The 16,602-nt window shown below is 66.9% G+C and carries 17 protein-coding genes; 9 read left to right on the forward strand and 8 right to left on the reverse strand.

The window, feature by feature from the left end; translation table 11 throughout:
* Positions 1–25 precede the first annotated feature (25 nt).
* Positions 26–1,180, reverse strand: a complete 1,155-nt coding sequence (locus EV192_RS09735; protein WP_132113579.1) for an epoxide hydrolase family protein — start codon at positions 1,178–1,180, stop codon at positions 26–28.
* Positions 1,181–1,243: 63 nt separating this feature from the next.
* Here EV192_RS09735 and EV192_RS09740 point away from each other — a divergent pair, with 63 nt between their 5' ends.
* The gene (locus EV192_RS09740) at positions 1,244–2,194 is read left to right on the forward strand and encodes a helix-turn-helix transcriptional regulator (RefSeq protein ID WP_132113581.1); all 951 of its coding nucleotides are present in this window, start codon (positions 1,244–1,246) and stop codon (positions 2,192–2,194) included.
* Positions 2,195–2,203: 9 nt separating this feature from the next.
* On the opposite strand, the gene EV192_RS09745 is transcribed toward EV192_RS09740, so the two are convergent.
* Positions 2,204–2,788 carry a TetR/AcrR family transcriptional regulator gene (locus EV192_RS09745; protein ID WP_132113583.1) on the reverse strand — a complete coding sequence of 195 codons (585 nt, stop codon included), beginning with the start codon at positions 2,786–2,788 and terminating at the stop codon, positions 2,204–2,206.
* A gap of 85 nt (positions 2,789–2,873) precedes the next feature.
* Between EV192_RS09745 and EV192_RS09750 the strand changes: the two genes are divergently transcribed.
* Entirely contained in the window at positions 2,874–3,755 is an 882-nt protein-coding gene (locus EV192_RS09750) for an SDR family oxidoreductase (RefSeq protein WP_132113585.1), read from the forward strand.
* Positions 3,756–3,872: 117 nt separating this feature from the next.
* Here EV192_RS09750 and EV192_RS09755 read toward each other — a convergent pair whose 3' ends face one another.
* Entirely contained in the window at positions 3,873–4,127 is a 255-nt protein-coding gene (locus EV192_RS09755) for a DUF6059 family protein (RefSeq protein WP_132113587.1), read from the reverse strand.
* 339 nt (positions 4,128–4,466) lie between these two features.
* Between EV192_RS09755 and EV192_RS09760 the strand changes: the two genes are divergently transcribed.
* Positions 4,467–4,835 carry a hypothetical protein gene (locus EV192_RS09760; protein ID WP_132113589.1) on the forward strand — a complete coding sequence of 123 codons (369 nt, stop codon included), beginning with the start codon at positions 4,467–4,469 and terminating at the stop codon, positions 4,833–4,835.
* Between the two features lie 85 nt (positions 4,836–4,920).
* On the opposite strand, the gene EV192_RS09765 is transcribed toward EV192_RS09760, so the two are convergent.
* Positions 4,921–5,511, reverse strand: a complete 591-nt coding sequence (locus EV192_RS09765; RefSeq protein ID WP_132113590.1) for a hypothetical protein — start codon at positions 5,509–5,511, stop codon at positions 4,921–4,923.
* Between the two features lie 143 nt (positions 5,512–5,654).
* On the opposite strand from EV192_RS09765, the gene EV192_RS09770 reads away from it, so the two are divergent.
* The gene (locus EV192_RS09770) at positions 5,655–6,443 is read left to right on the forward strand and encodes a hypothetical protein (RefSeq protein WP_132113592.1); all 789 of its coding nucleotides are present in this window, start codon (positions 5,655–5,657) and stop codon (positions 6,441–6,443) included.
* A 226-nt stretch (positions 6,444–6,669) separates the two neighbouring features.
* Positions 6,670–8,178, forward strand: a complete 1,509-nt coding sequence (locus EV192_RS09775) for an outer membrane protein assembly factor BamB family protein (protein ID WP_243726751.1) — start codon at positions 6,670–6,672, stop codon at positions 8,176–8,178.
* Between the two features lie 114 nt (positions 8,179–8,292).
* On the opposite strand, the gene EV192_RS09780 is transcribed toward EV192_RS09775, so the two are convergent.
* Entirely contained in the window at positions 8,293–8,535 is a 243-nt protein-coding gene (locus EV192_RS09780) for a hypothetical protein (RefSeq protein WP_132113594.1), read from the reverse strand.
* A gap of 605 nt (positions 8,536–9,140) precedes the next feature.
* Between EV192_RS09780 and EV192_RS09785 the strand changes: the two genes are divergently transcribed.
* The gene (locus tag EV192_RS09785; protein ID WP_132113596.1) at positions 9,141–9,674 is read left to right on the forward strand and encodes a hypothetical protein; all 534 of its coding nucleotides are present in this window, start codon (positions 9,141–9,143) and stop codon (positions 9,672–9,674) included.
* Positions 9,675–10,041: 367 nt separating this feature from the next.
* Complete coding sequence (locus EV192_RS54635; RefSeq protein WP_207925958.1) at positions 10,042–10,239, forward strand: hypothetical protein; 198 nt, start codon at positions 10,042–10,044, stop codon at positions 10,237–10,239.
* A 267-nt stretch (positions 10,240–10,506) separates the two neighbouring features.
* On the opposite strand, the gene EV192_RS09795 is transcribed toward EV192_RS54635, so the two are convergent.
* Complete coding sequence (locus EV192_RS09795; RefSeq protein WP_132113597.1) at positions 10,507–11,430, reverse strand: TetR/AcrR family transcriptional regulator; 924 nt, start codon at positions 11,428–11,430, stop codon at positions 10,507–10,509.
* A gap of 109 nt (positions 11,431–11,539) precedes the next feature.
* Here EV192_RS09795 and EV192_RS09800 point away from each other — a divergent pair, with 109 nt between their 5' ends.
* Positions 11,540–12,652 carry an FAD-dependent monooxygenase gene (locus tag EV192_RS09800; RefSeq protein ID WP_132113599.1) on the forward strand — a complete coding sequence of 371 codons (1,113 nt, stop codon included), beginning with the start codon at positions 11,540–11,542 and terminating at the stop codon, positions 12,650–12,652.
* A gap of 314 nt (positions 12,653–12,966) precedes the next feature.
* Here EV192_RS09800 and EV192_RS09805 read toward each other — a convergent pair whose 3' ends face one another.
* Together EV192_RS09805 and EV192_RS09810 are read right to left on the reverse strand one after the other, a co-directional pair.
* Entirely contained in the window at positions 12,967–13,293 is a 327-nt protein-coding gene (locus tag EV192_RS09805; RefSeq protein WP_132113601.1) for a hypothetical protein, read from the reverse strand.
* Positions 13,290–15,290 carry a PA14 domain-containing protein gene (locus EV192_RS09810; protein WP_165960319.1) on the reverse strand — a complete coding sequence of 667 codons (2,001 nt, stop codon included), beginning with the start codon at positions 15,288–15,290 and terminating at the stop codon, positions 13,290–13,292. Before EV192_RS09810 ends, EV192_RS09805 begins: the two co-directional genes overlap by 4 nt.
* 142 nt (positions 15,291–15,432) lie before the next feature.
* On the opposite strand from EV192_RS09810, the gene EV192_RS09815 reads away from it, so the two are divergent.
* Positions 15,433–16,602, forward strand: a complete 1,170-nt coding sequence (locus EV192_RS09815; protein ID WP_132113605.1) for a hypothetical protein — start codon at positions 15,433–15,435, stop codon at positions 16,600–16,602.

Consider the following 16,602-nt stretch of genomic DNA (forward strand, 5'->3'; position numbering starts at 1 on the left):
CTCGGCACGCACAGCCGCGGTGGTGTCAGCGTAGTTTGCCGAAGAACTCCCGGATGTCGCCGGTGAGCAGGTCGGGGGCTTCCATGGCGGCGAAGTGGCCGCCGCGGTCGAATTCGGACCAGTGCACGACAGTGTGTTCGAGCTCGACAGTGGGTCGGATCGACACGTCCAGGGGGAACACCGCGACCCCGGTGGGCACCGTGGAACGCTGACTCGCGCCCCAGGCTCCGGCATGGGCGGTCTCGTAGTAGCTGTTGGCCGAGGACCCGGCGGTGCCGGTCAACCAGTACAGCATCACGTTGGTGAGCAGCTGATCCCGGTCCACCGCGTCCTCGGGCAGTTCGGCGGCCGGATCGGTCCACTCCTTGAACTTCTCCACGATCCAGGCCAGTTGTCCGACCGGGGAGTCGTGCAGCCCGTGCGCCAGGGTCTGCGGCCGGCTGATCTGCATCATCGCGTAGCCGGACCCCTCGGTCTTCAGGTACGCCAGATGCGCGAGCCGCGCCCGATCGGCCTCGGTCAGCTCGCCCAGATCGTCGGGGTTGACCTCGGTGAACGCGGAGAGCCCGTTCGTGTGCACGCCGACAACCTTGTCGGGGTTGAGCCGGCCGAGCCCTGGGGCGATGACCGCGCCGGTGTCGCCGCCCTGGGCGCCGTAGCGGTCGTAGCCGAGCCGGTTCATCAGTTCGGCGAACGCCCTGGTCACCCGGTTGGTGTCCCAGCCGGCCTCGCGGGTCGGCCCGGAGAAGCCGCTGCCGGGATTCGACGGGATCACGAGGTGGAACGCGTCCGCCGGGTCTCCGCCGTGTGCTCTGGGGTCGGTCAGCGGGCCGATGACGTTGAGGAACTCCGCGACGGAGCCGGGCCAGCCGTGGATCAGGATCAGCGGCAGTGCGTCCGGCTCGGGCGAGCGGACGTGCAGGAAGTGGATGTTCTGTCCGTCGATCTGGGTGGTGAACTGGGGATAGGAGTTCAGTTCCCGCTCATGGGCGCGCCAGTCGTAGCCGTCGCGCCAGTACTCGGCCAGCACTTTGAGGTAGCTCACCGGCACCCCGCGGCTCCAGCCGACATCGGGCAGGTCCGCGGCCCACCGGGTTCTGGTGAGCCGGTCACGCAGATCATCCAGGTCAGCCTGGGGAATGTCGATGGTGAAGGGCCGGATCTCGCTGTTGTTCCGCATGCCGACTACGCTAGAAGCCGGTTAGGTCTGATTCGGTCCTAGGTTGATGGCAGACTTCAACGCATGTGGGAAACCTCGGCACGGTTGCTGCGACTGCTCTCGCTCTTGCAGACACGACGCGACTGGTCCGGCGCCGAACTCGCCGAGCGACTGGAGATCACCGCGCGTACCGTGCGACGTGACATCGAGCGCCTGCGGGCCCTCGGCTACCCTGTGCTGGCCACCGCGGGCACCGCCGGCTACCGGTTGGGCGCCGGCGCGGACGTGCCGCCGCTGCTGCTCGACGATGATGAGGCCGTCGCGGTCGCGATGGGCCTGCGCACGGCCGCCGGCGGTTCCATCACCGGTATCGAGGAGACCTCGGTGCGGGCCCTGGCCAAGCTCGAACAGGTACTGCCGTCCCGGCTGCGCCACCGGATCAACGCCTTGCAGTCGATGACCGTGCCGATGGCCAACACCGGCCCCACCGTCGACCCGAGCACCCTCACCGCCATCGCCGCCGCCTGCCGAGACTCGCTGCGCCTGCGCTTCGACTACCGCACCCACGACGCAACCAAAAGCCTCCGCACCACCGAGCCGCACCGACTGGTGCATTCGGGCCGGCGCTGGTACCTCATCGGCTGGGACGTCGACCGCCAGGACTGGCGTACCTACCGCGTGGACCGCCTCAACCCGCGCACGCCCACCGGCCCCCGGTTCACCCCACGCACCCCACCAGACCCCGATCTCAGCGGCTACACCTCACGCGCGATCTCCACGTCGGCCTACCGCTACCAAGCCCGCTTCACCCTGCACGTCAACGCCGAGACCGCGGCGGAGCGGATCTCCCCCACCACCGCGACCCTGGAGCCGATCGACGAGCAGAGCTGCACCCTGCGGGCCGGATCCAACTCGCTGGACGAGTTGGCCATCTACGTGGCAGGCAAGGGATTCGACTTCCAGATACACGAACCCCCGGAACTCGTCGAACACGTCAGAACGCTGGCAACCCGACTCGCCAACGCGAGCGGGTGAGTTGTCCGGTCAGCCCAGGCCCAGCGATGCGCTCGCGGTGCGCAACTCGTCGAGGGCCTTCCGGAGGCAGGCGGCGAACCCGTCATCGGGGGCACGATCAGCTTCGGACCATTCGGCGTACCCCCGCTTGAAGGCGAGGACGGCGAGCTCACTGGCCACGGCCGCGGCCGGATCGGACACGCCGCGGGCGACCAGGGCAGTGGTCATGGCGGCCGCGAGGCTGACGCTCTTGAGGGCGTCGCGCTCCTGAAGTTCGGTGCTGGCGGCGACGGCCGCCTTCAGCCGCGGGGCGATCTCCCGGCTCATCGGGCCCATCGCGGTCGAGGCGCGCTCCAGACCGGCGGCGACCGCCTCGAGCGGGCTGGCGCCGGAAGGTGCCTCGGTGATGCCCTCGGTCAGCAGTCGACACAGCGTCTCCTGCCCGGCGACCAGCAGCTCGCGTTTGTCGGGGAAGTGCCGGAAGAAGGTGCTTTTGGTGACCCCGGCGCGCTCGGCGATCTGGGTCACCGTCGTGGCGTCGTACCCCTGCTCGGTGAACAGGTCGACGGCCGCCATGACGAGGCGTTCGCGCGCGCCCGGCTCCCATCGACCCATGGGACCATGATAGGTGATGGGACTCTTGTCCCGTCACTCTGCTACGGTGACGGGACAAGAGTCCCATCACTTGCGGGAGAGTTCCATGCGCGTCTTCATCACCGGCGGCACCGGCCTGATCGGGTCAGCCGTCGTCGCCGAGCTGCTCGGCAACGGCCACACCGTCGTCGCACTCGCCCGCTCCGACGCCTCCGCACGGGCCGCCTCGGCTGTCGGCGCCGAGCCGATCCGGGGAGGCCTGGCCGATCTGGACGTCCTGCGTGCCGGCGCCGCTCACGCCGACGGCGTGATCCATCTCGCCTTCGCCAACGACTTCAGCAGCCCCGAAGCCCTGGCGAACGCGGTCGCCGAGGAAAGCGCCGCTCTCGCCACCCTCGGCGAAGCACTCGTCGGCAGCGACCGTCCCTTCGTCGCCTGCTCGGGCACGCCCGCCGTGCCGGGCCGCGCCTCCACCGAGGCCGACCCGATTCTGACCGACGGACCGGTCGGTGGTCGCGGCCGTGCGGTCACAGGAGTCCTGGACTTGGCCTCGCGCGGGGTCCGCAGCTCGGCCGTCCGCTTGCCGCGGACCGTCCACAACGAGGGCACGGGCGGGTTCGCCGGTGTGTTGACCGGGATCGCGCGTCAGAGCGGAGTGTCCGGCTACCCGGGCGACGGCACGCAGCGCTGGCCGGCCGTGCACGCCCTCGATGCCGCGGTCCTGTTCCGGCTCGCCTTGGAGCAGGCGGAAGCCGGCACCTCCTGGCATGCCGTGGACGACGAGGGCGACCGGGTGCGTGACATCGCGGCCGTCATCGGCCGGCGGCTGGGCCTGCCGGTCGAGTCCGTGCCGGTGCAGACCTACGGCCCCCTCGGCGTCATCTTCGCGGCCGACCAGCCTTCGTCCAGCACACACACCCGCCAAGCACTGGGCTGGGAGCCGAAACACCCGAGCCTGCTGGAAGACCTGGAAAACATCCAGCCCTGACCGCCGGCACATTCAGTCCACATCAGCCTGAGGACCTTCATGACCAGCCGCGGCGAAGTCGCCGCCGGCACCGTTGTCCCGCGCCGTCGACCAACGGTGTTGGCGCCAGCCGGACGTTCATGGTGTTCTGTTGTCTTCCTTCGCTTCCGGAATTCTCCAGCCCAACTGCCGCCACAGCGCACGTTCGGTGGGTGATGGCGGCAGGTCGGCCGCATGCCTTTCGGGATGTCCGGGCGGCACCCGCAAATCCAGCGGGCGATCCGGTGGGATGACACAACCATAGAACTGGCAGACCATCTCGCCGAGCATCCGCAACGCACGCCAGCCAACCGGCAGCACAACAGCACGAAGAAGCTTGGCCGCATTCCGCACTCCGACCTCCTCGTGACTGGACTACGGCCAACACTGCCAGCGCACCCTAAAGCCGCGATTGCACATCGCTAACGCGGAACTGCTCATAGTGGCGGAGGTCGCGGTGCCGTTGCCGGGTCAGTTGATTGGCCCGTTCGCCTCTCCGGTGTGGTACGGCCGATGGCATTCCGCGGACCGGCCTTGTGACGCCGCCACGGCGCCACTACCTTCCGGGAGTCCGTTCCCGGCAAGGGAGTCCACGTGCCGTGGTAGGCCGCTCTCCACCTCCGCGGCACGATGCGCTGGGACTACGACCCAGCAGATGCCCCGGCTGGGCCGGGCCTCGAACACAGGAGAATCATGACGAAACGTCGATTGCTCACCGCCGCCATCTCACTTCTGGCCCTCGTCGCCCTGCCAGGCACGGCGCACGCGGCGAACTCGGTCACCATCATCGAGGGCTACGGCACCGGCAGCGCCTGGGTCAAGTTCAGCTACACATGCGCACCGGGGACCGCGACGAACGCGCCCCTGGTCGTAGCGGCGGGTCAATCGGTGGCGAACGCAAGCCCCGGCGTGACCTGTGACAACGTCAGCCACACCGTGATCAGCGGGACAAGCTGTTTGACCAGTTGCAACTTCCGCCCGGGCAACAGCGTGTGGGTCCAGGTGCACGTGGGCGGGGCCAGCGATTCCAGGAACCTGGGCCTGCGTCCCCCGCCGTGGTGAGCGCCGGGAGTCCGTGCGGTCCCTGGCGGGTCGCCGTTCACCAAGAGCGCCTGCTCCCGATGAGCCGTGACTTGTCCACTTCGGATCAACCGGACCGGGTGACGGAGATGCCCAGGACATCCCGGACGTAGATCTCGATGAACTCGGGAAGCCATGGGGCAGCGGCTATCCGGTCGAACACGGCGATGATCCCACTGTCCGGGGCGTCGGTGAGATGGACGATGCGCCACAGGTTCAACGGCTGGTTCTCGGTGCCGCCCACCGAGTGCTGTACGTGGAAGACCGGCTGGCGGGAATCGGCCCGCAGGGGCTCGCCGTCGCTGCCGGCAAGCTCGGTGGCCCCGATGAACGTGACGATCTGGTTGGCATGGTCGAGCTGGGTCTGTTCGAGCACCAGTCCGTACGTGTCGGGCTGGGTCCACAGGCGCTGCATCGACTTGCGTACGAAGATGTCGCCCTCGCCCCACGACTCGGCGCTGCCGGAAGCCACCACGAACGGGATGAACAAGTCTGGCCGCCGGGCCTTGCGGACCTCCAGGTCCCACAGCATCGTCCGGGTGAACACCAAGGGTTTCCCGAGCTGGTAACGCTCGGCCAGGACCTCGTTGACATCGATCGCGGGCAGCTCGTAGCGGGTCGCGGCCGGGTTGTCCCACGCCTCGAGAAAAGTCTTCACATGATCGATGGTGTCCATCGCGGCCTCCCAGGTGTTTCTCGCGAATCGCCAAGGCCCACACTAGCGGCCAGTTCGGCAAGTGTCGGGCGGTGATCGCTGGCTCACGCAATGATTCGCTTCTCGGTTGATGGCAAGGTCAAGGTATGGCATCCGGCGACCAGGCCATCGAGCACTTCCAGATCCACGGTTGGATGCGCGTGCCTGGGGCGTTCGACCGCGCCGAGGCCTCGGCCATGCGCGACGTCGTCTGGCACGGCCTTGCGGACGTCGGCGTCCAGCGCGACGCGCCGGCGACGTGGACCATCGAACGGCCGGAAAAACTGCAACAGCTGAAGGCCCATGCCGCCTTCAACGCCGTGGGAAGCGCACGCCTGCTCGCGGCCATCGACGCCATTCTGGAAACCCAGGCCTACCAGAAGCCGAAAAGGTGGGGCGCCATATTCGTGGCCTTCCCCACCATGGACGAATGGCGGGTGCCGGCGAGCGGTTGGCACGTCGATGCGAACTACACCAGCCAGCTGTCGCCGCCGAAGGGCGTCCAAACTCACGCCCTGTTCGGTGATATCGCGCCCCGCAGCGGCGCCAGCCAGATCCTGTCGGGCTCGCATCGGTTGATCCGCAAATGGTTCGAGGACCATCCGCCGCCGGCCGGCGCGCGAAGCGCCGACATGCGCAAGTCATTGCAGAGGCATCCGTATGTCCGGGACCTGCATACCGAGGGCGACCGGGGAAGCCGGATCGATCGGTTCATGAACCGCGTCGAGGAAGTGGACGGCATCCCGCTGCAGGTGGTCGAAAACACGGGCGCGGCCAGGGACGTCATCCTCTTGCACCCGTTGACGCTGCACGTCGCCGCCCCAAACAACGGCGTCGCGCCTCGTTTCCTGCTTAGCGGCGCCGTCACGACCGACATGCACGGCTGGGCCCGGTAACCGGCGGACTCCCCGGATACGCCGGTCCACGGTCAGATCCGCCGACCCCTTTGTCCGATGTGGAGAGTCGATGTGAGTTGTCCAGACCATTCGTCGTTTTATTTTCGCCACCCGTAGACCATAGGCCGCTGATTTCGACCATTCGGCGTACACCCTCGGTGTTAACCGGACAACACTCAGTAGTTTCCTGGTCACCTTGTTCCGGTCGGCCGAAGGAGGGTCCGCCGTGCGGCCAGGACACATCCCCACACTCTTGCTCATCCCCCTGCTCACCAGCGTGCCGGCGGCCCAGGCACGCACGTCCCACCAGGTGTCGGTCACGGTGACCGAAGGCACCAACATCGCCGTCACCGCGGCGCCGCGCACCGGCGCCATGGTGATGGAACGGCCTGGCTTCGCCGCCAAGAGCCAGCCCGCGGTGGTCGACGGGTCGATCTACTTCGGCGGCCCGGACGGGAAGTTCTACGCGCTCGACGCTCGCACCGGCGCCACGAGGTGGACCTTCACCCTCACCCGGTCAGTCGTCAACGACGCGCCCACGGTCGCCCACGGAAAGGTCTACTTCGGCGACTCCGCCGGCAACGTGTACGCGCTGTCGACCCGTACCGGCAAGTTGCTGTGGACGAAGGACACCGAGTCGCACCCGGCCGGGCTCCACACCAGTTCACCGCTCTACTACCGTGGACGGATCTATCTCGGCGCGTCGAGTGGTGAGAACATCACCAGCGACGTGAACTACCCGTGTTGCACGTTCCGTGGCCACATCGACTCGCTCGACGCCGACACCGGCGACCTCGTCTGGCGGTATTTCACCGTTCCCGAACCCAAGGCGACCGGCACCTGGCCGAGCGGCGCGACGAAGTACGAACCGTCCGGCGCCGGTGTCTGGAGCTCACCTGTGATCGACGAGCACACCGGCACGCTCTACGTGGGCACCGGCCAGAACTACAGCGGCAGCGGCGGCGACTTCGACTCGTTGCTCGCACTGGACGCCAAGTCCGGCGCGGTCCGGTGGAAGCAGCAGGTCACCAAGGCCGACACATGGCGGTTGCTGTGCAGCCGCCCGGACAACGAGGGGTTCTGCCCGGGGCAACGCGACGGCACCGCGCTCGACTACGACATCGGCGCCACCCCCAACCTGCTGCGGGTCGGCGACCGGACGCTCGTCGGCGTCGGCCAGAAGAGCGGTGCATACCACGTGTTCGACGCGCGCACCGGCGATGTCGTCTGGCGCCGCCAGCTCGGCCGGCCAATACCTGGTGGGGGTATCGGGGGCGTCCAGTGGGGTGCCAGCACGGACGGCCGGCGTGTGTACGTAGCCACCTACATGGCGAACCCAGGCACCCTCTTCGCGCTGGACCCCGCGACCGGCACGGAGATCTGGTCGACCGCCAACCCAGCCGACGGCTGCACCACCGGCGGTGCCGCCCAGTTCCCGAACCTCTGCGTGCCAGCCCACCCCGGAGCGGCGACCGGATCACCTGGTCTCGTCTGGGAAGGCAGCGACGACGGCAAGATCCGCGCATACTCGGCAAAGGACGGCAAGGTGTTGTGGACGTACGACACGGTCCGTGACTTCGACGGCGTGAACGGTGTTCCCGGGCGGGGTAACGCGATCTCCGCGGCCGGTGGCGCGGTAGTGGCCAACGGCATGCTGTACGTGCAGGCGGCCGGCGCGCTGTTCTCGTCCTACCCGAGCGACCGGGGAAACGTCCTGCTGGCCTTCGGACTGTGACAGCGACTCCGGACGAGTCAAGGCTCGTCCGGAGCTGGCACGGCGAGTTGGACGGTGGGATCGGGCGCTGACCGGAGGGCCCGGTGGACGCGGCCCCGGGCCCTCCGTCGCGGGTCAGCCCTTGAACGCCCCGGCCACGATCCCGGCGACGTTCGCGGACGCGTACTCGGTGGTGGCATCGGCGGATGCCTTGCCCAGCTTCTTGTAGGCCCCGGCCACGATCGCCGGCGCGTAGCCGTGCTCCGACGCGGACGCCCCGAACTCGGTCGCCGTCGCGGCCTGAGCGCTCGCCGCCCCGGCGATGCCGAGCAGCGCGCACGCCGCACCAATCACGATAACCCCAGCCGTCCTGCGCATGTGTCCTCCTTGATTAACCTGTTGGGCCGGTCACGATAGCGAGCCGGCCCGGCCGCGGAGGCCCTTTCGGCAGCAACCGGCCACGGGAGCTCAGGAGGGATGACCGACGGTGTCGTCCTGGCCCGGTCCGGGAGTAGCGTGCGCCGGCGGGAGCGTCGGTGGCCCGGCTCCCCGCACTCGCGGATCATCCAGATGGCGTGGGCGACGGCAAGGTAGACGAAGCGAACCAGCACGAGCCGCGATCATGCCCGACCCCCACCGGCCACACGCCGATACCTGTTGACCTGCACGGACGTGTTTCTCGACAGGCACAGATCCAGCAACAAGGCCAAGACCACGTCTAGCCAGAAACACGACCGCTACCCGGTCGCCATGCACATCCTCCTCGCCAACCACATGGACAGATCCTGTTCATGCTCCGCGCCGGCTCCGGCTACGCTGACGGACAACTCACCATCAAGCCCCAGCCGGACAGCCTCGAAGACAATGGCCGGCCAACAAGCATCAAGGTCCGGCCCGGCAGGCGAACAGCCACACCGCCGGCGTACTCCCCCGGGTATGCATCCCGGCGAAGGACTGCGCATGCGGGTTCGGCAAGCAGAGGAGTGATCGAGTTGTGGGAGGTGGCGGATGAGCAGCGTCGCCGGTGGGAGTACGCACCACACCAGACCGTTGGGCCGCTGGCCTTCGGGATCACAGCCGACGAGGTCGTCGACGCACTCCACGCGATCCGGAATCTCGACCACAGCGACCGGGCACAGTACGGTCCGACCGTCTCCCAGCCGGGTTGCTTCGCCGAGTTCCCCGATGTCGGAGTGACCACCTACTTCGCCCACGGCTCGCTGCTCGCCGGGGTCGCGATCGATGCTCTCCGCGGCCCTCAGGTCACCATCGACGGCGTCCCGCTCACCGGCCGCACACCGTCCGTACTGGACAAGTGGATCGTTGATCACACCGGCACGAACGACCTCGACCTGCGCTACACCCACGAAGGGAACCCAGCATCGATTGCCCTCGGACTCGTCATGCGAGTACAGCGGGCCGGCGACCTCGTCCTGAGCCGTCCACTGTTACTCACACCGGAATGGGTCGAGGACTGTTGGGACCGCCTGCCCGACCACGAGTGGCGCACCTTCTGAACCACCGACCACAAGCACACGCCAGCCCGCGACCCCGCCTATGGCAACGTCCAGGCGCCACAGGCAATCAATCCACCGGCCGGTCCCGTGCGATGCCGTGGGCGCCGAGGACCGTTGTTCCCACCACTGGCACCACACGAGGTCGACGCCGCCGAACGCCTCATCGGACGCCCCGTGCCGACCTTGCTTCGCCGGATCTACACCGAAGTGGGCAACGGTGGCTTCGGCCCCGACACCGGCCTCGCCCAACCTTACCGAAGGCCACCGCGCACCCGGTGACGCGAGTGATTGGCGATCCACAATCAGCATGCACCTGCGCAATCGCGCAAGGAGGCTACCGTCGTCGTGGCTGTACCTCGGATGCACGATGGAGTGGTACGTCTCCCTGATCGCGGTCGACAACCCGGTACTGCTCTTCGACGCCGACGGGTGGGAACCCAGTTGGGGCGAAGAACCACATGACGGACTCCGACACGCGACTGCGTCATTGCGGGAATGGCTACGGACATGGGCAACCGGCGGCAACGTCTGGGACACAGCACTCGGCGACAGCTCCCTCGACTGAACGGCATTATGCGCCCGGCCACGGACGATGCGTTTGCCGAGAATGTCATCTATGCAGGTCAGAGGCGACCTATGCGAAGACCGGACCTACCTGACGATCCAGCACCACAGACAGCTGCCTGACCGTCGGCACGAATCGCTCGACACCAGTTGCGGGACTTCGCCGCACCGAGCCGCAACCGCTTGCGCAGAGTCTCGGCAGAGATGGGCCGACCGGTCCTCGCCCACGTTCCAAAGCTCATGCGGCTGACCGCGTGGGAGGTTGTCCTCAGTGGCCGCCCTCGATGATCACTGCGAAGCCGTCGAGCAACGGTTGGAGTCCGAACTCGAACAGGTCGTCGAGGCGGAGGTCGTAGCCGTCGTCGAGAGCGCGCACGGTCTTCGCGAACGTTGGCGCGGCACCGGATTCGACGATCGCGGCAAGCGCGGACGCTTGTGTGTCCATCCACTGCTCGTCGGACAGTCCGGTGGTGGCCTCGGCGTGCGCTTCACGTTCCAGGTTCACCGCGATGCCGTGCACATAGCTGTACCCCAGCACGTGCAGATTCATCATCGTCGTCGGGTCAAGGCCGTGGCCGTCCATCGCCTTCATCGCCCATTCCGCGTGTGCCAACTGGTTGGCCAACGGGAGCGGGCGGGTGAGCGGATTGAACTGTGCCAGCCAGGGGTGTTTGCGGAACAGTCGCCACAGCATGCGTAGCCCCAACTCCAGGCGGGCCCGCCAGCCGTCCGGGGGTTGCTCGGGATAGGACTCATCACCGAAGGCGGCGTCGGCCATCAGTTCGATGAGGGCCTCCTTGCCGTTCACGTAGCGGTACGGCGACATCGTGGCCACCCCGAGCTTGGCCGCCACCCCGCGCATCGACAGCGCGGCCAGCCCGTGCTCATCCGCGATGTCAATGGCCGCCCGCACGATCCGGTCCCTGGTGAACTCGCCGGTGTCCGTACTGTCCGGCTCGGCCGGTGGGCGACGTCCGGCCACCACCGTGCCGACCCTGGGCTGGGCGCGGACCAGCCCCGCCTGGCTCAGCGCGGTCAGTGCCTTGGCGGCGGTGGCCAGCGCGACGTTCCACTCCTTGGCGATCTGCCTGGTCGATGGCACCCGCGCGCCGGCCGGGAGTTCGCCGGTCGTGATGCGCCGCCGAATCTCGGCAACGATCCGCTGGTAGGGCGGTGGCGCCTGGGTCGCCATCAGCTCCTCCTGTACTAGCACACAGGGTTGGTCATCTCCGAGCGTTTCTTGCTAGAACTGCATATACAACGTACATACAGGCGCATACACCGTACAAGGGAGACCGCTCGTGCAGACCGTGCTCATCTCCGGAGCCAGCATCGCCGGACCCACGCTCGCCTACTGGCTACACCGCAACGGATTCGCCCCCACGATCGTCGAGCAGGCCCCAGCACCACGAACGGGCGGCCAGGCGATCGACGTCCGAGGAGTCGCGCTCGAGGTCGTCAACCGCATGGGCGTCCTCACCGACATCCAGCGGGCCCGCACCCAGATGCGCGGCATGTCCATGCTCGACGGCCACGGCAACGAAATCCACCGCACCGAGGACATGACCGTCAGCGGCGGTCGGCTCGACAACGACGACGTCGAACTGCTCCGCGAAGACCTCACTCACCTGCTGCACACCCTCACGCACGACAACGTCGAATACATCTTCGACGACGCCATCACCTCGCTCGACGAGGATCCGCAGGGCGTGCGGGCCACCTTCCAACACGGCCAGCCCAGGACATTCGACCTCGTCATCGGCGCCGACGGCCAACATTCGAACGTGCGCGCGCTGACCTTCGGCCACGAGGGACAGTTCCACCACCACCTCGGCATGCACCTCGGGATCTTCAGCACGGACAACTTCCTCGACCTGGACAACTGGCAGGTCTGGCTCAGAGACGGCAACGCCGGCTACGGCATCTACCCGGTGCGCGACAACACCGAACTCCGAGTCAACATCGGCTTCCACTCCGGACCGATCGACTACGACTACCGCGACATCGAGCAGCAGAAGCAAATCATCACCGACCGAGTCGCGGACCTGCGCTGGGAGACCCCGCGACTGGTGAAGGCCATGTGGGACGCCACCGACTTCTACTTCGACAGCATGGCGCAGATCCGGATGGACACCTGGTCGCGGGGCCGGGTCACCCTGGTCGGCGACGCGGGCTACTGCGCGTCCGCGTTGTCCGGCCAGGGCACCAGCCTGGCACTGGTCGGCGCCTACATCCTCGCCGACGAACTCGCCAAGACTGGCGGCGACCACCTGGCGGCCTACACCCGCTACGAGCAACGCATGCGCCCGTTCGTCGACCTCAACCAGGCGTTGGCCACCGAGAACCCCGGCATGCCCGCGTCCGAGGAATCCATTGAATGCGCCAAAACCGCCATCAGCCTCGGCACCCCATGACCAAATGCTATGCCTGCGTCATACGGTATCGACCACGAGTCGATAGTTCGGTATGTTTTCCTCTCCTTCGAGGACAGTCTCCCCGGCAGGCGGTACCCATGATTTGTTGGGCATCAGCCCGAACAGGCATGAGTCACACCAGAGGGCTGCTTTGGCGACAGCGCCGGTCTCGATCTTCTTACCGCCTACCATGAACACCATTCGCAATCGACGTGCGCCGCAATGGGGACACGTGCGTGAAGCGATCGAGGAAGGGTCTCGATGGAGGGAGCTGAACATTTCCACCCATTCATCGAATTCCGACTTCGACGGACTCATGATGGCATGTCCTGCCGATACTTTCCGTAACGTTCCCACCAGTCGTCCTCATACTGTTGGGCTTCTTTCTCCCAAGAATTCCCGGGGTCGTATTCCGCGGGATACCCCTTTCCGGATTCGATCTGTTGCACATGGAATTTTTCATGGACCAGCGTCCTGGCCAGCTGCTCCTCACTTCTGAACGCGGCCCTTCTGAGAGTGATGTCGCCATTCGGTGCCGTGATACCGTAGACGCCATCCCTGTTTTTGTCGATCTTGATGTTGAGGCTGCGGATGTCAATGTTGTACTTGTGGGCGATCTCATCAACCGACTGCCTGCTCATGGAAAGCCGGTCCGTCTTCGGATTCCGGTCCGGATTGGCTGGCCGCTTCGGCCCACAGGTGGCGGTCTCGTCACAGCTGTCCGGTTTCTCGCCCCAATGATACGGGCCGACCGGAATGGGAATTGGTTCATAACCACCGCCACCCCCGGAATCGCACCACTGAGGTCGTTGTAGTTGACCGGGTCGCCGCTGGTGTAGTCGTAGTCGTTGTCGGAGCCGGCGGCGACCGGGTCGGTTTGCACGACACCGCCAGGCAGCGTCAGCACCCGCTGCTGAAGTTTCTCGGAGCCATCCAGGATGAAGTCAGGGCCGCCGGTGTCACTGGTGAAGCCGTAACGGGTTACCTGTACGGGGCTGTTGGCATTGTCCTGGGCTGTTCGTGCTGTGATGCGGTCGGTGACGTCGCGGGTGTAGCGGACTGTGCGTCCGGCGGCCGTGGTGGTGGACACGTGCCGGCGGGTGGAGTCATACCCGAGGGTGTCGGTGCCGACCGAAGTGGCGTTGCCGTAGGTGTCGTACTTGAACGACAGGGCGAGTCCGCCGTTGGTGGCGACCAGTCGGTCGGCGTTGTCGTAGCAGTAGCTGGTGCTGACTGCCGGGGCGCCGTTGAGGCTGTCGGTGGAGGCGGTTCGGTTGGTGTTCGCGCCAGCCTTCGGGTTGGGTCCGCAACCACCGTCGCCTGCGTAGGCGTACGTGAGTTGGTGGTGTGGCACGGTGGCCGCGATCAGGCGACCGACCCCGTCATGGGTGTAGGCGGATTTGTAGCTCGGACCGGTCGTGTCGGTGATGGTGTCGTCGGTGACGCGCTTGTCGCGGGCTCGGGTGACGGTGTCGGTGACGGTGGAGCCGGGGGTTGTCCAGGCCAGTGCGGTCAGTGATTCCGCGTCGTTGTCGGTGACCGCGAGGTTCGAGTTGTTGCCGTAGGCCACGGTGCGCAGGAATCCCGCGTCGTAGGCGGGAGTGGCGATGGTGGTGCCGTCCAGGTCCTGGCCGGTGAGGCGGGAGGCGGTGTCCCAGTGGTAGGTCAAGGTCGAGGTGGCACCGTTGATCCTGGTGGTGTCGCTGGTTTTGCGGTTGGCGACGTCGTACTGGGAGACGGTGACGGCACCGTTGGCGTCGGTGTAGGACACCATTTGGCGGAGTAGGTCGATCACGGTGGTGGTGGACCCACTGTCGTCGCTGACCTTGGTGGCCAACGGGTTGCCGCCTGCCACGGTTTTGGGCATACCGCCTTGACTGACCGCCGGAGAACGAGTGTCGCAGGGGTTGGTGCGGGTTTCGGTGTCCCCGTAGTAGGTCGAGGTGCCGCGCTGGTCGGGGTTGGCGATGTCACCGGCGGGTAGCGAGGTGGCCAGCCGGCGTAGGTATCCTTGGCCGGGCTTCTCGAAACTGTTGCGGCGGGTCAGGTTGAGCCCGTTCCGGTCGCTGGTGGTGGCGACCGCCAGCCCCAGGGCCGGGTCGATCCCGTTGGCAGGATCCGAGTAGTTGGTCGTGGTTGTGGTTGAGGGCGCGCGTTCGGCGTTGCTGTCGGTGACGGTGCTGGTTGGGTAGCCGTAGCGGGGTGCCAGATTCTGGCCGGGCACCGTGACTGCCGCGCTGGCGCCGGGTGGTGTCCAGGTGAAGGACAGGGCGCCGCTGGTGCCGGCACGGTTGTAGTAGTCGACGCGGACGCGGTGCCAACTGCCGGCGGTCGCGTTCATGTAGGTGCCCGTGACCGCGGTGCTGGGCTTGTCGCTCCAGGAGTCCACGGTCAGCACGTCGTCGATCCTGAGCCGGACTCCATCCACGGCGGTGAACCCGACACCGTACTGACCGGTGGTGGGGAACTGGATCTCGCCGGTGAACCGTCCCGACCAGCCGTCGGTATTCGGCACCGGTGGCGTGCCACCCCAACTACCGGACAGGGAACCATCAGGTGTGCCGACCCCGGTCTGCCAGACCGCCGGCACACCCGACAGGAACGGGTTGTCGTAGAACGCGGCCTGCAATCCGGCCATGCCCCCGTCATAACGAACCTCGCCGTCGACCGTGAGCGAACAGCGCGCTGAGCAACAAGACAGGGCAACCTCCAATGGGGAACACACGTGTTGGTTACACACGCCCACGCTCGACCGACACATTTTCTCGGGAGGGGATCACATGCCTGGCACAAACAGCTGTATTCGAAGAATCGCGATCCTCGGCACAGCTGCGATGCTGGTCGCCGGCACAGGCACCGCGGATGCGCTCGCGGTCAGCGGCTCGCCGACGATTGTCGACCTTGGCACGTTAGGCGGCACATACAGTGATGCCGAGGACATCAACGACGCCGGGGTCATCGTGGGACGAGCGACGACAGCCGACGGTCAGACGCACGCGGCCAAATGGGATCGGCATGGCACCATCGCCGACCTCGGTGCCATCGGCGAAGCTCACCGGGTGAACGCCCGCGGCGAGATTGTGGGCACCACGCGACTGCCCTCGGGGAGGACCCACGCCATGCGGTGGGACAGGCATGGAGTCGCGACCGATCTGGGTACCCTCCCCGGCGGTCAGGAAAGCAGGGGTTCCGCGATCAACGACGACGGTGTCGTGGTCGGCTCGGGATACGCCTTGGGCCCCAACAACACCCTGTTCAATCATGCTCTCCGGTGGGATCAGTCCGGCCAGATCGTCGACCTCGGTCCGGCCGAGGACGCCTACGGCATCAACAACGCCGGCATCACCATCGGCGCAACGGCCGTCAACGGTAATCGCGCCGCGAAATGGGACGCACGTGGAACCATGATCGCCCTCGACCAACTACCCGGCACCACCTACAGCGTGGGATACGGGATCAACGACGCGGGGATGGCCGTTGGCTACGCGGAGACCCGCCCTTCGAAGGGCCACACTGTCCGCTGGGACGCACAGGGCCGGATCACCGACCTCGGCGCGTTGCCCGGCGGCGAGTACAGCACGGCGGGCGCGATCGGTGACGACGGCACAGTTGTCGGAATCTCCACCACCACCGGCGAGCTGTACCCGTACCACGCGGTGCGCTGGGACAGGTGGGGCCGGATCACCGACCTGGGCATCCTGCCAGGCGAGATGGCCAGCGACGCCCGGACCGTGAACCGGCACGGCACGGCCGCGGGTGTCTCGGGGCAGTCCGCGGTTTTGTGGGACCGGCGCGGCCGGATCACCAACCTCGGCAGTCTTGTCGACGGCGGGCGCAGCGCCGCGTACGCGATCAACAACCACGGGCTGGTGGTCGGGCTCGGCAGTGCGCCGGACGGCTCGTTCCATGCCATGCTCTGGCGTCCGTCCAGCCGGGCGACTGCTCCTTGA

This window comes from Actinocrispum wychmicini (assembly GCF_004345645.1).
In the GTDB taxonomy this organism is placed as follows: Bacteria; Actinomycetota; Actinomycetes; order Mycobacteriales; family Pseudonocardiaceae; genus Kibdelosporangium; species Kibdelosporangium wychmicini.

Excerpts from the sequence above, each read along its gene's own strand:
- EV192_RS09735 (WP_132113579.1), bottom strand. The coding sequence starts at position 1,180 with ATGCGGAACAACAGCGAGATCCGGCCCTTCACCATCGACATTCCCCAG.
- EV192_RS09780 (WP_132113594.1), bottom strand. The coding sequence starts at position 8,535 with ATGCGCAGGACGGCTGGGGTTATCGTGATTGGTGCGGCGTGCGCGCTG.
- EV192_RS09760 (WP_132113589.1), top strand. The coding sequence starts at position 4,467 with ATGACGAAACGTCGATTGCTCACCGCCGCCATCTCACTTCTGGCCCTC.
- EV192_RS09745 (WP_132113583.1), bottom strand. The coding sequence starts at position 2,788 with ATGGGTCGATGGGAGCCGGGCGCGCGCGAACGCCTCGTCATGGCGGCC.
- EV192_RS09805 (WP_132113601.1), bottom strand. The coding sequence starts at position 13,293 with ATGAGCAGGCAGTCGGTTGATGAGATCGCCCACAAGTACAACATTGAC.
- EV192_RS09795 (WP_132113597.1), bottom strand. The coding sequence starts at position 11,430 with ATGGCGACCCAGGCGCCACCGCCCTACCAGCGGATCGTTGCCGAGATT.
- EV192_RS09810 (WP_165960319.1), bottom strand. The coding sequence starts at position 15,290 with ATGGCCGGATTGCAGGCCGCGTTCTACGACAACCCGTTCCTGTCGGGT.
- EV192_RS09770 (WP_132113592.1), top strand. The coding sequence starts at position 5,655 with ATGGCATCCGGCGACCAGGCCATCGAGCACTTCCAGATCCACGGTTGG.
- EV192_RS54635 (WP_207925958.1), top strand. The coding sequence starts at position 10,042 with ATGGAGTGGTACGTCTCCCTGATCGCGGTCGACAACCCGGTACTGCTC.
- EV192_RS09740 (WP_132113581.1), top strand. The coding sequence starts at position 1,244 with ATGTGGGAAACCTCGGCACGGTTGCTGCGACTGCTCTCGCTCTTGCAG.
- EV192_RS09815 (WP_132113605.1), top strand. The coding sequence starts at position 15,433 with ATGCCTGGCACAAACAGCTGTATTCGAAGAATCGCGATCCTCGGCACA.
- EV192_RS09750 (WP_132113585.1), top strand. The coding sequence starts at position 2,874 with ATGCGCGTCTTCATCACCGGCGGCACCGGCCTGATCGGGTCAGCCGTC.